11 protein-coding genes and 1 riboswitch are annotated in these 13,917 nt (G+C 74.5%); of the genes, 8 read left to right on the top strand and 3 right to left on the bottom strand.

Annotated features, from left to right (window positions below):
* Positions 1 to 41 precede the first annotated feature (41 nt).
* Entirely contained in the window at positions 42 to 1,481 is a 1,440-nt protein-coding gene (locus OG392_RS09065) for a hypothetical protein (RefSeq protein WP_443054724.1), read from the bottom strand.
* Between the two features lie 133 nt (positions 1,482 to 1,614).
* Positions 1,615 to 2,742: an alpha/beta hydrolase gene (locus OG392_RS09070; protein ID WP_329277405.1), complete on the bottom strand. Its 1,128-nt coding sequence runs from the start codon at positions 2,740 to 2,742 to the stop codon at positions 1,615 to 1,617.
* Between the two features lie 409 nt (positions 2,743 to 3,151).
* On the opposite strand from OG392_RS09070, the gene OG392_RS09075 reads away from it, so the two are divergent.
* From OG392_RS09075 to OG392_RS09105, 7 genes are all read left to right on the top strand, one after another.
* Complete coding sequence (locus tag OG392_RS09075; protein ID WP_329277407.1) at positions 3,152 to 4,420, top strand: inorganic phosphate transporter; 1,269 nt, start codon at positions 3,152 to 3,154, stop codon at positions 4,418 to 4,420.
* 12 nt (positions 4,421 to 4,432) lie between these two features.
* Entirely contained in the window at positions 4,433 to 4,654 is a 222-nt protein-coding gene (locus OG392_RS09080; RefSeq protein WP_329277409.1) for a hypothetical protein, read from the top strand.
* Positions 4,655 to 4,767: 113 nt separating this feature from the next.
* Positions 4,768 to 4,907: riboswitch (cobalamin riboswitch) on the top strand.
* A 34-nt stretch (positions 4,908 to 4,941) separates the two neighbouring features.
* A complete protein-coding gene (locus OG392_RS09085) occupies positions 4,942 to 5,931 on the top strand; it encodes a cobalamin biosynthesis protein (RefSeq protein WP_329277411.1) in 990 nt (329 codons plus the stop codon).
* Complete coding sequence (locus tag OG392_RS09090) at positions 5,928 to 7,475, top strand: cobyric acid synthase (protein WP_329277413.1); 1,548 nt, start codon at positions 5,928 to 5,930, stop codon at positions 7,473 to 7,475. The genes OG392_RS09085 and OG392_RS09090 overlap by 4 nt, the downstream gene beginning before the upstream one ends.
* Before the next feature lie 112 nt (positions 7,476 to 7,587).
* Entirely contained in the window at positions 7,588 to 9,648 is a 2,061-nt protein-coding gene (locus OG392_RS09095) for a putative cobaltochelatase (RefSeq protein ID WP_329277415.1), read from the top strand.
* On the top strand, positions 9,648 to 10,256 hold the full coding sequence (gene cobO / locus OG392_RS09100; RefSeq protein WP_329277418.1) for a cob(I)yrinic acid a,c-diamide adenosyltransferase: 609 nt from the start codon (positions 9,648 to 9,650) through the stop codon (positions 10,254 to 10,256). Before OG392_RS09095 ends, cobO begins: the two co-directional genes overlap by 1 nt.
* A complete protein-coding gene (locus tag OG392_RS09105) occupies positions 10,250 to 11,593 on the top strand; it encodes a cobyrinate a,c-diamide synthase (RefSeq protein ID WP_329277420.1) in 1,344 nt (447 codons plus the stop codon). The genes cobO and OG392_RS09105 overlap by 7 nt, the downstream gene beginning before the upstream one ends.
* 2 nt (positions 11,594 to 11,595) lie before the next feature.
* On the opposite strand, the gene OG392_RS09110 is transcribed toward OG392_RS09105, so the two are convergent.
* Positions 11,596 to 12,324: a ZIP family metal transporter gene (locus tag OG392_RS09110; RefSeq protein ID WP_329277422.1), complete on the bottom strand. Its 729-nt coding sequence runs from the start codon at positions 12,322 to 12,324 to the stop codon at positions 11,596 to 11,598.
* A 24-nt stretch (positions 12,325 to 12,348) separates the two neighbouring features.
* Here OG392_RS09110 and cobC point away from each other — a divergent pair, with 24 nt between their 5' ends.
* Positions 12,349 to 13,902, top strand: coding sequence for an Rv2231c family pyridoxal phosphate-dependent protein CobC (gene cobC / locus OG392_RS09115; protein WP_329277424.1), 1,554 nt, complete (start codon positions 12,349 to 12,351; stop codon positions 13,900 to 13,902).
* Positions 13,903 to 13,917 lie beyond the last annotated feature (15 nt).

Genomic DNA, 13,917 nt, shown 5'->3' on the forward strand with positions numbered 1-13,917 from the left:
CGGGGAGGTCTCCCTGCGGGATCCCCGGGCGGGGGAACCCGTCACGCTCCGCCGGTGTGGACCTGGAACGCGGCCCGGCGGACGGCCTTGGCCAGGGCCGGGTCCGGGTGGGCGGCGGCGAGGGCGACCAGCACCTGCACCGTACGGGGGTGGCCGACGGCCCTGATCTCGTCGAGGAGCGCCGGGACGGTGCCCTGCACGGCGGAGTCGAGGTGCCGGACGAGCAGCTCGCTCTCTCCGTGGTCGGCGACGGCCGCAGCCGTGTCGACCCAGAGCCAGGTGGACTCCTCGCGGGTGAGGACCTCCTGGGCGTCGTCGGGGTCGGCACCCTCGTACTCGGCGAGCCAGAGCAGCGCGTACGGCCGCAGGGAGGGTTCGGCGACGGTGGCCCGCACCTCGGCCTCGGCGGGGGCGCCGACGACCCGGAGCGCCTCGAAGGCGAGCCCGCGCAGCAGCGCGTCCTCGCCGCGGGCGACGGTGAGGAGTTCGCTCACCGCGCTGGAGAGGGTGCGGGCCGCGAGCCAGGCGCGGTACTCGGCGCGGGCGGGGCCGGGGGTGAGCCGGGCGCAGCCGCGGAGCATGTCCTCGGCGGACTGCTCGATGTTCCCCGCGGGGCTCTGCGCGGCGACGCAGATCTGCTCCAGCTTGACCCAGACCGCCCAGTTGCCGAGCGGGGTAAGGGTGGCGTGACGCCCCTCCGCACCGGGGGCCAGGGTGAGCGCGCCGACGGCCGCCAGGCCTTCGAGCGCCCAGTCGAGCAGGGCCGGGAGGCCGTCGGTGCTGTCGGGCCCGTCCGTGCCGTTCCCGGCGGGCGCCTCGGTGGTCCCGGCGGCGGCCTGTTCGGCCCCCGGGACCTCGCAGCGCTCCTCGCGCAGCTCCGCGACGCGCTGGCCGAGCAGGTCGAGCAGGGCGGGGACGAGCACCGGGCCCTGGGAGAGCTGGAGCAGCGACAGGACCTGCGGGAGGGCTTCCACGACCTCGGCGACGGCGCTCGGCGCGACGCCCTCGGCGGCCGGGTGCACCAGGGACCAGGCGTCGAAGAGGGCGACCCAGCCGCGCAGGACGGCGGAGTCGTCACGGTCCCAGGCGTGCAGCCGCCAGCCGGGGCGGGCGGTGTCGCCGTGGAGCTCGACGAGGCCGGCGAGCCGGGCGCGGTCCCAGCCGGCCCGGATCTGGCCGGGCGTCAGGTTCAGTGCGGCGGCGGCCCGTTCCTGGGCGGGAGCGGCTCCGGGGCCGCTGCGGGGTGCCGCCGTGGCGCCGCGCTCGACGGCCGCCCAGCGGGCGATCCGTACGGCGTCGGCGAGGACGTGCCGGGCCTGGCGGGCGAGCTCCGCACGGGGCGGAGTGCCCTCGGGCGGCCGCGGCGCCGGCCGGGTGCGCCGGGTCGTCACGGCCCGTCGGGCGGTGGCCAGCGCCCGCGGGCGGACGAGTCGGAGTCTGGAGTTGCGCGCCAATGGTTCATCGGGCTTTCGAGACGTCACGGGGGCAGTCTTCCCGCTGACGGCCCGAAAGCCCAATCGGAATCGGCCGTGCCGTCCCCCGACGGCCTCCTTCGTGGCACTGTCGGGGCGCCGTCGGGGTGCCGTCCGGGCGGTGTCGGGGCGCCGTCCGGGCCTAGAGGAGCGGGGTGAGGAAGCGGCGCAGCGCCTCCTCGTAGCGGACCGGGTCGGCGTTCCACATCGCCGCGTGCGGGGCGTGCCGGACGGTCTGGAGGGTGACCAGGTCGGGGCGGCGGGCGGCGAGTTCGACGGACCGTTCCCAGGGGGCGAGGGTGTCGTCGGGGCCGTGGAAGAGGAGTACGGGGACGCGCAGCGCGCCCGGCTCGGAGACGTCCTCCAGGAGGTCGCCGTGCTGTCCGGTCCTGCCCTGGGCCGCGCGGACCGCGAGCGGGAGCAGGGGGGCGGGGACATGGTGGGCCGCCGCGAGGTTGCGGAGGGTGGCCTCCCAGTCCAGGACGGGCGAGTCGAGGACGAGGCCGCCGATCCGGTCGCGCACCCCGGACTCGGCGGCGGCGCGCAGGGCCATCGAGGCCCCGGTCCCCCAGCCGTGCAGCACGACCTTCGACGCACCCCGGTGGACGGCGTAGCGGATGGCGGCGTCGACGTCGCGCCACTCGGAGTCGCCGAGGTGGGCGAGGCCGTCCGGGGAGGCCGGTGCTCCCTCGTCGCCTCGGTATGCGGGGACGAGGACGGGGATCTTGCGGCGGTTGAAGAAGGGGACGACGTTCAGCGGGTGCTCGCGGGTGGTGCCGAGGCCGTGCAGGGCGATCACCCAGGTGGTGCGGGGCGCGGCCACCAGCCAGGCCGGCAGGGGGCCGAGCTCGCCGGGGATCTCGACGTCCTCGTGGGCGAGCCCGAGGGCGCTGATCGGCGTGCCGATGTGCAGCTGGGGGGTGAGGCGGACGCGGGAGCCTGGGCCGAGGACCCCGCGCTCGACGCGTTCGAGGCGGCGGACGACGGTGTCCGCGGTGTGCGGGACGCGGTCGAGGACCGGGCCGGCGACCGCGTGCTGGCCGTGCCCCTCCATTCCGTACGTGCCGGGGCGCAGTGAGGCGAGGCTGCGGGTGAGGGTGATCCGTTCGGGGCCCGTGGCGTGCACGGTGAGTTTGGGATCCCCGGGCAGGGGACGTCCGGACGGCACCTTGAGGGCGACGTCGCTGGCGTACCGGCCGGCCGCGAACGCGACCGCGCCGACACCGAGCAGAGTGGTGACGGCCGCTGCCGTCGCTGTAGCCGGGCGCACGCTCCCAGTCTCGGCAGGGTGCGGGCGGAGTGCCACCGGTGGGACCCGTACGGACCCGGGCGGGGGTCTCGCCGGGAAGGGGCGGCGGGGGTCGCGGCTCGCGGGGCCTCCGGGCCCCCGGGGAGTGACATGGGTCTCGCCCGCGGGGTCCCCCGGTCGGATGGTTCCGTCCAGGGAGCGGAACCGGGTGACGGTGGAGGAACCGGGGCAGGTCGCATGTGCCCGGTGATGGCCCGGATTACCCGGGGTTGCGGGGTGACCGCATCGTGGACAGCCGGCCCTGCGGGACCGTAAGCGGAATCTGTTGACACCGGTTTGGGACACCACACCGCCCGACCCAGTTCATCTTCCGTTCACCCAGGTTGCTTACGTTCGTCCAGCCACTGACGTCAAACGATTGCCTGGGTAAATGGAACACATCACGCTGCTGCTCGCCATTGTGGTCGTGACAGCTCTCGTGTTCGATTTCACGAACGGTTTCCACGACACCGCGAACGCGATGGCCACCACCATCTCGACCGGTGCTCTCAAGCCGAAGACGGCGGTGGCCATGTCCGCCGCGCTGAACCTCGTCGGCGCGTTCCTGTCCGTGGAGGTCGCCAAGACGATCTCCGGCGGGATCATCAACGAAGAGGGCATTCGTACAGAGGTGATCTTCGCCGCGCTGGTCGGCGCCATCCTCTGGAACCTCCTGACCTGGCTGCTCGGACTTCCGTCCAGCTCCTCCCACGCCCTCTTCGGCGGTCTCATCGGTGCCGCGGTCATGTCGGCCGGCTGGTCGGCCGTGAACGGCCCGACCATCGTCACCAAGGTCCTCATCCCGGCCGTCGCCGCGCCGCTCGTCGCCGGCCTCGCCGCGATGGCCGCCACCAAGCTGACGTACAGGATCAAGGCCAACCCCGAGGCGAAGGCCACGGCCAAGGGCTACCGGGCCGGCCAGATCGCCTCCGCCGGTCTCGTCTCCCTCGCCCACGGCACCAACGACGCCCAGAAGACGATGGGCATCATCACCCTCGCCCTGGTCACCCAGGGTGTCGTCGCCCCCGGCTCGAACCCTCCGCTGTGGGTCATCGTCTCCGCCGGTGTCGCCATCGCCCTCGGTACGTACCTCGGTGGCTGGCGCATCATCCGCACCATGGGCAAGGGCCTCACCGACCTCCAGCCGCAGCAGGGCTTCGCCGCCCAGACCAGCGCCGCGACGGTCATCCTCGCCTCCTCCCACCTGGGCTTCTCGCTCTCCACCACCCAGTCCTGCTCGGGTGCCGTGATGGGTGCCGGTCTCGGCCGCAAGGGCGGCGTCGTCCGCTGGTCGACCGCCACCCGGATGTTCGTCGCCTGGGGTCTGACCCTGCCCGCCGCGGCCGTGGTCGGTGCCGGTGCCGAGTTCCTCACCAAGCAGGGCCCCTGGGGCATCGCCGCCGTCGCGGTCCTGCTGATCGCCGGCTCGGGCGTCATCTGGTCGCTCTCCCGCCGCAAGCCGGTCGACCACCACAACGTCACCGCCGACGACCTCGACGCCGAGCCCGCGGGCGTCGTGACCACGGCCATGGCGGCCGTCACCCCGCCGCCGGCCGCCGGTTCCTTCGCCGCCGTCACGGACGAAGACCTCAAGGCCACCATCCCCGCGCCGGCCCCCACCGACCCGACCGCTCCCCCGGCCCCCGCCGCCACGGTCTAAGGAACCAACGACATGAAGATCGACTGGGCAGCTCTCGGCTCCGTCTTCGGAGTCAGCCTCGTGGCGACCGTCGCCCTCGTGGGCCTCTTCTCCCTCGGCATCGTCGGCCTCACCAAGCAGGAGGAGGCCGCCGCCCGCGGCGGCTCCGCGGTCCTGGCCCGTACCTCCGCCTACGCCTGCTTCGCCCTGTGCGCGGCGGCCGTCGCGTACGGCATCTACCTGATCGTCGCCTGACGGTCCGAGCCCGGCCGGCGGGGCGGTCCGCACCTTCGGGTGCGGGCCGCCCCGCCGTCGTGTTTGTGGTGCTTCGCACAGTGACCCGATGCAGGTCAAGGGTGAGTTGACGGCTGTTCTCGGGCCGTGGTGGACTGCCGAGGCCATTACGGCGGCAGCAGAGGAAGTCCGGTGCGAATCCGGCGCGGTCCCGCCACTGTGACCGGATCCGAGGGGTCCGGGAGTCAGGAACTCTCGCCGCCGGTCACGTCGATCCAGGGCGCGGACCCTGAGTGAGGACATGCGCCATGCCCGGCCGCAGCAGTGCCAGCCGTCTTTCCCCGAACGGATTCGCGTACGGAGCGGCCGCGGGTCTCGCCCTCGACCTGCTCGTCGGCGATCCCCGCCGCGGACATCCCGTCGCCGCGTTCGGCCGGGCGGCCGCCGCGGTCGAGAACCGCCTCCACCACGACCACCGCGGCTGGGGCGCCCTGCACACCGCCGTCTGCGCCGGCTCCGCCGTCGCCGTCGGAGCGCTCGCCGCCCGGGCCGTACGGAACCGGCCGGCCGCCGCCGTCGCCCTGACCGCCGCCTCCGTGTGGGCCGTCGTCGGCGGTACGACCCTGGGGCGGGAGGCCCGCGCGATCGGCGGCGCGCTCGCCGCCGGGGACCTGGACGTGGCCCGGGAGCGGCTGCCGCATCTCTGCGGGCGCGACCCGCAGTCCCTGGACGGGCCCGCGATGGCCCGCGCGGTCGTCGAATCGGTCGCCGAGAACACCTCCGACGCCGTGGTCGGCGCCCTCTTCTGGGGCGCGGTCGCGGGCGTGCCCGGCCTCCTCGGCTTCCGGGCCGTCAACACCCTCGACGCGATGGTCGGCCACAGGTCGCCGCGCCACCGCCGCTTCGGCTGGGCCTCGGCCCGGCTCGACGACGTGGCCGGCTGGCCCGGGGCCCGGCTGACGGCCGTCCTCGCGACCGTCGCCGGCGGAGACCCGCGCGGTGCGCTGCGGGCCTGGCGGTCCGACGCGGCGCAGCACCCCAGCCCCAACGCGGGCCCCGTCGAGGCCTCCTTCGCGGGCGCCCTCGGCGTCCGCCTCGGGGGCACCCTGTCGTACGGCGGCCGCGTCGAGTACCGGCCGGTGCTCAACGGTGAGGGGCGGGCCGTCGAGGTGACCGACATCGACCGGGCCGTACGCCTGTCGCGCCGGGTCACCGGACTCACTCTGGCCGCCTGTGCGGGCGGCCGGATCATCATCGGCGCCCTGGCCGCGTCGACCCGGAAGCGGAGGAACGCATGAGGGGTGGGGGACTGCTCGTCGCCGGGACCACGTCCGACGCCGGCAAGAGCGTCGTGACGGCCGGCATCTGCCGCTGGCTGGTCCGCAAGGGGCTGAAGGTGGCGCCGTTCAAGGGGCAGAACATGTCCCTCAACTCCTTCGTCACGCGGGAGGGCGCCGAGATCGGGCGCGCCCAGGCCATGCAGGCGCAGGCCGCGCGGGTGGAGCCCACCGCGCTGATGAACCCGGTCCTGCTCAAGCCCGGCAGCGACCGGTCCAGCCAGGTCGTCCTGATGGGCAAGCCGGTCGGTGAGCTGAGCGCCCGCGGGTTCTTCGGCGGGCCCGGGGGGTCGTCCCCCGGGAAAGCGCTGCACGGGGGCCGGCAGCAGGAGCTCTTCGAGCCGGTCCTCGCCTGCCTGGAGGAGCTGCGGAGCACGTACGACGCGGTGATCTGCGAGGGCGCGGGCAGCCCGGCCGAGATCAACCTGCGGCGCACCGACATCGTCAACATGGGCATCGCGCGGGCCGCGCGGCTGCCCGTCGTGGTCGTCGGCGACATCGACCGGGGCGGGGTCTTCGCCCAGTTCTTCGGTACGACGGCGCTGCTCGCGCCCGAGGACCAGGAACTGATCGCGGGCTACCTCGTGAACAAGTTCCGCGGTGACGTCGCCCTGCTCGAACCGGGCCTGGACATGCTGCAGGGACTCACCGGGCGGCGGACCTTCGGCGTCCTGCCGTACGCCCACGGGCTCGGCATCGACGAGGAGGACGGCCTGCGGGTCTCGCTGCGGGGTGCGGTGCGCGAGTCCGTCGTCGCGCCGCCGGTCGGCGAGGACGTGCTGCGGGTCGCGGTCTGCGCGGTGCCGCTGATGTCCAACTTCACCGACGTGGACGCGCTGGCCGCCGAGCCGGGTGTCGTCGTGCGGTTCGTCGACCGGGCCGAGGAGCTCGTCGACGCGGATCTGGTCGTGGTGCCCGGCACGCGCGGGACGGTCAAGGCGCTCGCCTGGCTGCGGGAGCGCGGCCTCGCCGACGCGCTGGCGCGGCGGGCCGCCGAGGGCCGTCCGGTGCTCGGCGTCTGCGGCGGCTTCCAGGTCCTCGGCGAGCACATCGAGGACGAGGTGGAGTCCCGGGCGGGAGCCGTCGACGGGCTCGGACTGCTGCCTGTACGGGTGCGGTTCGCGCGCGAGAAGACGCTCGCCCGGCCGGTGGGCTCGGCGCTCGGGGAACGGGTCGAGGGGTACGAGATCCACCACGGCGTCGCAGAGGTGCGCGGCGGGGAACCGTTCCTCGACGGGTGCCGGGTGGGGTCCGTGTGGGGTACGCACTGGCACGGCTCCCTGGAGAGCGACGGGTTCCGGCGGGCCTTCCTGCGGGAGGTCGCGTCGGCGGCCGGGCGCCGGTTCGTGCCGGCGCCGGACACGTCGTTCGGGACGCTGCGGGAGGAACAGCTGGACCGGCTGGGGGATCTGATCGAGGAGCACGCGGACACCGACGCGTTGCTCCGGTTGATCGAGGAGGGAGCTCCTTCGGGGCTGCCGTTCGTGCCGCCCGGTGCGCCGTGAGCGCGGGGCGGCTCGCCGAGAGGTCCGCGGACGCCCCCCGTGGGGCGTTCCACGCCGTCGACGGCCCCGGGCCGTCGTTCGAACATTCGCGATCTGAAGGAGTGACCGGCCGATGAGTACCCGCTATCCGTTCACCGCCGTCGTCGGCATGGACGACCTGCGTCTCGCGCTGCTGCTCAACGCCGTCAGCCCGGCCGTCGGCGGTGTGCTCGTACGGGGCGAGAAGGGCACCGCCAAGTCCACCGCCGTGCGCGCGCTCGCCGAACTGCTGCCCACCGTGCCCGTGGTCGCCGGCTGCCGGTTCAGCTGTGACCCGGCCTCGCCGGACCTCGGCTGCCCCGACGGCCCGCACGGGACGGCGCCGGGCACCGAGCGGCCCGCGCGGATGGTCGAACTGCCCGTCGGCGCCTCCGAGGACCGGCTCGTCGGCTCGCTCGACATCGAGAGGGCGCTCAGCGAGGGCGTCAAGGCCTTCGAGCCCGGGCTCCTCGCCTCCGCCCACCGCGGGATCCTCTACGTCGACGAGGTCAACCTGCTCAGCGACCACCTCATCGACCATCTGCTGGACGCCGCCGCCATGGGGTCCTCCTACGTCGAGCGCGAGGGCGTCTCCGTGCGGCACGCCGCCCGCTTCCTGCTCGTCGGAACCATGAACCCCGAGGAGGGCGAGCTGCGGCCCCAGCTCCTCGACCGGTTCGGACTGACCGTCGAGGTCGCCGCCTCGCGCGACCCGCAGCAGCGCGTCGAGGTCGTCCGGCGGCGGCTCGCCTTCGAGGACGACCCCGCCGCCTTCGCCGACCGCTGGGCGGCGGACGAGACCGCGCTGCGCGAACGGATCGTCGCGGCGCGGGCGTCGCTGCCCCAGGTGACGCTCGGCGACGACGTGCTGCTCCAGATCGCCGCCACCTGTGCCGCCTTCGAGGTCGACGGCATGCGCGCCGACATCGTCATGGCCCGCACCGCGACCGCGCTCGCCGCCTGGGCCGGCCGCACCGAGGTCACCTCCGAGGACGTGCGGCAGGCCGCCCTCCTCGCCCTCCCGCACCGGCGGCGCCGCTCCCCCTTCGACGCTCCCGGCCTCGACGAGGACAAGCTCGACGAGACCCTGGAGGAGTTCAAGGGCCAGGACCAGGAGCCGGACGAGGACCCCGAGCCCGACGGCCCCGGTGACGGCGGTCCGGGGGACGGCGGCCCCGGCGGGGGCGTTCCGCCGCAGGGCGACGGGCCCGCCGCCGAGAACTCCCCCGTTCCCGAGGAGACCTCCCCGCCCGCACCGTCGTCCTCCCCCGAACCGGCCCCCCAGGGCGCCGCCTCCGGTGAGCGCGCCGCCGTCGCCGCCTCCGAGCCCTTCCGTACGAAGGTGCTCAGCGTCCCCGGTCTGGGCGAGGGCGCGGCCGGGCGCCGCTCCCGGGCCCGTACCGAGCACGGCCGTACCACCGGATCCGTACGTCCCCGGGGCGCGCTGACCAAGCTGCACCTGGCCGCCACCGTGCAGGCCGCCGCCCCGTACCAGAAGGCCCGCGGGCGGACCGGCCCCGGACTCGTGGTCCGCCGGGACGACCTGCGGCAGGCGACCCGGGAGGGGCGCGAGGGGAACCTGGTGCTGTTCGCCGTCGACGCGTCCGGTTCGATGGCGGCCCGGCGGCGGATGAGCGCCGTCAAGGGCGCGGTCCTCTCCCTGCTGCTCGACGCCTACCAGCGGCGGGACAAGGTCGGCCTCATCACGTTCCGGGGCCGTGACGCCGAGGTGGCGCTGCCGCCCACCTCGTCCGTCGACGCGGCCGCCGCCCGGCTGGAGAAGCTGCCCACCGGTGGCCGCACCCCGCTGTCCGCCGGTCTGCTCAAGGCCCATGACGTGCTGCGCGTCGAGCGGCTGCGGGACCCCTCGCGCCGCCCGCTGCTCGTCGTCGTCACCGACGGACGGGCGACCGGCGGCGGCGCCGACCCGGTGGCGCTCGCCGCCCGCGCGGCGCGGCTGCACGCCGCCGACGGCACGGCTTCCGTCGTCGTCGACTGCGAGACCGGACCGGTGCGGCTCGGGCTCGCCCGGGAGCTCGCCCGTGAACTCGGCGGCACCGCCGTCACCCTGGACGAGCTGCGCGCCGACTCGATCGCCGGCCTCGTCCGGGACGTACAGGGACACCGGAAGACCACTGCCAGGAGGGCCGCTTAATGCCGCAGGGACAGCCGACCGTCGTTCCCGACGACGGTCTCACCACCCGTCAGCGCCGCAACCGCGCGCTGGTGATGGTGCACACGGGCGTCGGCAAGGGGAAGTCGACCGCCGCGTTCGGCATGGCGCTGCGCGCCTGGAACCAGGGCTGGCCCATCGGGGTGTTCCAGTTCGTGAAGTCCGCCAAGTGGAAGGTCGGCGAGGAGAACGCCCTCAAGGCGCTCGGCGAGACGGGCAAGGGCGGCACCGTCACCTGGAACAAGATGGGTGAGGGCTGGTCCTGGATCCAGCGCGAGGTCGCCGAGGGCGAGCAGTCCCACGAGGACAAGGCACGCGAGGGCTGGGAGCAGGTCAAGCGGGACCTGGCGGAGGAGCGGTACACGTTCTACGTCCTGGACGAGTTCGCGTACCTGCTGCACTGGGGCTGGATCGACGTCAAGGAGGTCGTCGAGGTGCTGCGCGACCGTCCCGGGCACCAGCACGTCGTGATCACCGGCCGCAACGCGCCGCAGGAGCTCGTCGACTTCGCGGATCTCGTCACCGACATGTCCAAGGTCAAGCACCCGATGGACGCCGGTCAGAAGGGCCAGCGGGGCATCGAGTGGTAGCACGTCTCGTCATCGCCGCGCCCTCGTCGGGCGCGGGCAAGACCACGGTCGCGACCGGCCTGATGGCCGCGTTCGCCGGCCGTGGCCTGGCGGTCTCGCCGCACAAGGTCGGACCGGACTACATCGACCCCGGCTACCACGCGCTCGCCACGGGGCGCCCGGGCCGCAACCTCGACGCGTACATGTGCGGTACGGGGCTGATCGCGCCGCTCTTCGAGCACGGCGCCCGCGGGTGCGACCTGGCGGTCGTCGAGGGTGTCATGGGCCTGTATGACGGGGCCGCCGACCAGGGCGAACTCGCCTCCACCGCACAGGTGTCGAAGCTGCTCAAGGCGCCCGTGGTGCTGGTCGTCGACGCCTCGTCGCAGTCGCGGTCGGTGGCGGCGCTCGTGCACGGCTTCGCGTCCTGGGACCCGGAGGTGCGGATCGGAGGCGTGATCCTCAACAAGGTCGCGACGGATCGGCACGAGCATCTGCTGCGGGAGGCGCTCGGGGAGTCCGGGGTGCCGGTGCTGGGTGTCCTGCGGCGGGCTCCGGCGGTGGCCACGCCCTCGCGGCACCTCGGGCTCGTGCCGGTGGCCGAGCGGCAGGCGGCGGCGGTGGAGGCGGTGGCCGCGCAGGCGGAGCAGGTGCGCGCCGGGTGCGATCTGGAGGCGCTGCTCGCGTTGGCGCGGAGTGCGCCCGAGCTGTCCGCGGAGGCCTGGTCGCCCGAGGTGGTGAGGAGGGTCCGGGACGACCGCCCCCCTCGTGTGGCGGTGGCCGGCGGTGCCGCGTTCACCTTCTCCTACGCCGAGCACGCCGAGCTGCTGACCGCGGCCGGTGCCGAGGTCGTCACCTTCGACCCGCTCCGGGACGAGGCCCTCCCCGAGGGGACGACCGGGCTCGTCATAGGCGGCGGCTTCCCCGAGATGTACGGCGAGCAGCTGTCCGCCAACGAGCCGTTGCGGAAGGCCGTCGCCGTGCTCGCCGCCTCCGGGGCGCCCATCGCGGCCGAGTGCGCCGGGCTGCTGTATCTCGCGCGGTCGCTCGACGGCACCCCCATGTGCGGGGTGCTCGACGCGGACGCGCGGATGTCCGAGCGGCTCACCCTCGGGTACCGGGACGCCGTCGCCGTGAGCGACAGCGTGCTCGCGCCCGCGGGGGCGCGGATGCGGGGGCACGAGTTCCACCGGACCGTCATCGAGCCGGGCGCCGGGGCGGCGGCCGCGTGGGGGCTGCGGCAGCCCGAGCGGAGGGTCGAGGGCTTCGTGCAGGGCGGGGTGCACGCGAGCTATGTGCACACCCACTGGGCGGGTTCCCCGGAGGCCGCCGCGCGTTTCGTGGAGCACTGCGGGTGAGGTCAGCCGCCGGAGACGCCCACCACGAGCCAGATGAAGCCGACGCCCCCCACCGTGCACAGCAGGGTGGAGCGGGCGGGGTGGTCGTGGTGGGCCTCAGGCAGGATCTCGGCGGCGGCCAGGTAGAGCAGGGCGCCGCCGAAGAACCCCAGATAGCTGCCGAGGAGTTCCACCGGAAGGGTGAACAGCAGGGTGGAGGCGGCGCCGACCAGCGGTGCGAGGGCGTCGGCGACGAGCATGCCGACGGCCTTGCGGCGGGCGTTCCCGTAGAGGCTCGTGATCGTGTACGTGTTGAAGCCGTCGGCGAAGTCATGGGTGATGACGGCGACGGCGACGGTGGCGCCCATGCCTCCGCCGACCTGGAAGGCCGCACCGAGCGCGATGCCGTCCATGAGGCTGTGACCGACCATCGCGGCCGCCGCCGTCATGCCGACCTGGGGGACCCTCTCGTCGGCCGCGGCGCCGTGCGCGGCCTGGCGTACCGCGAGGAGCCGCTCCACGACGTGGGCCAGCAGGAAGCCGCCGACGAAGAGCAGCAGCGCCTCCGGGACTCCGAAGACCTCGTCGCCCGCGGCCTCCATGGCCTCGGGCAGCAGGTCGAGTCCGACGACGCCGAGCATGAGCCCGCCGGCGAGGCCGAGGACGAGGTGGCGGCGGTCGGTGACACGTCCCGCGACCCAGCCGCCGAAGAGGGTCATGAGGAACGCGCCGAGCGCGACGACTACAGCCATGGGCCTTTGGTATCGGATGGGACGGTGTCCGCGCACCTCGGTGTCGGGGCCCGGGCCGGGGTCCCCGTGGACGAGGTCCTCGCCCTGGTCGGGGCGGTGCTGCGGGAGGCCCGGCTGACGCGTGCGGACGTCCGTTCGCTCGCCACGCTCGACGCGCGGGCGGCGGAGCCGGGGATCACGGGGGCGGCGGAGGAGCTCGGCGTGCCGGTGCGGGCGTTCACGGCGGAGGAGCTCGCGGCCGTGCCCGTACCGCATCCGTCGGCGCCGCCGCTGGCGGCGACGGGCACGCCGTCGGTGGCGGAGGCGGCCGCGCTGCTCGCGGCGGGCGGGGGCGGGTCCGCCGGGCTGCTCGTACCGAAGCGGAAAACCCGGCGCGTAACGTGCGCCCTTGCCGCTTCCGTCCCGTTTCGCCCGAACGAAGACGCCCCAGGCGTACGGTTGTTGCCCCGAACTCACGGGTACATCGCTGGCGAGCCTGGCTCACCCCCCACCATCCCCACCCCCCACACGACGGCGGCCATGGACATGCATCTGCATACCGACGCCCACGACCTGCGCCACCACGGTGACGCCGAGGTACGGGACGAGAAACTCATCGATCTGGCGGTCAACGTCCGGACGAACACCCCACCGGACTGGCTGCGGGAGCGGATCGCCGACTCCCTGACCGGACTCGCCGCCTACCCCGACGGCCGGGCCGCACGCGCGGCCGTGGCCGAGCGGCACGATCTGCCCTCGAACCGGGTCCTGCTCACGGCGGGCGCGGCCGAGGCCTTCGTGCTGATCGCGCGGGCGCTCCCGGTGCGGCGGCCCGTCGTGGTGCACCCGCAGTTCACCGAGCCGGAGGCGGCGCTGCGCGATGTCGGCCACGAGGTGGGCCGGGTGCTGCTGCGCGAGGAGGACGGCTTCCGGCTGGAGCCGGCGGCGGTCCCCGAGGACGCGGATCTGGTGGTGATCGGGAACCCCACGAACCCCACGTCCGTGCTGCATCCCGCCGCCTCGATCGCCGCGCTCGCGAGACCCTGGCGGACCCTGGTGGTCGACGAGGCGTTCCTGGACGCGGTGCCGGGCGAGCGCGAGTCGCTGGCCGGGCGGACCGATGTGCCGGGGCTCGTCGTGCTGCGGAGCCTCACCAAGACGTGGGGGCTCGCCGGACTGCGGATCGGTTACGTGCTGGCCGAGCCGGCGACGATCACCGCGCTGGAGCGGACGCAGCCGCTGTGGCCGGTGTCCACGCCGGCCCTGGTGGCGGCCGAGGCGTGCATGTCGCGGGTGGCGCTCGCGGAGGCCGAGCACGCGGCGCACCGGATCGGGGTCGAGCGGGCCCACCTGCTCGCCGGGCTCGCGGAGTTCGACGAGGTGCGGACGGTGCCGGGGTCGGAGGGCCCCTTCGTGCTGCTGCGGATCGACGGGGCGGACGCGATCAGGGAGCGGCTGCGGTCACTGGGCTTCGCGGCCCGCCGGGGCGACACCTTCCCGGGTCTCGACCGGAACTGGCTCCGGATCGCGGTCCGGGACCGGGTCACGACGAACCGCTTCCTCCAGGCCCTCGACCAGGCCCTGCTGATGGGCGGCTGAGCTTCCGCCCGCGCA

This window comes from Streptomyces sp. NBC_00691, from assembly GCF_036226665.1.
Lineage (GTDB): Bacteria > Actinomycetota > Actinomycetes > Streptomycetales > Streptomycetaceae > Streptomyces.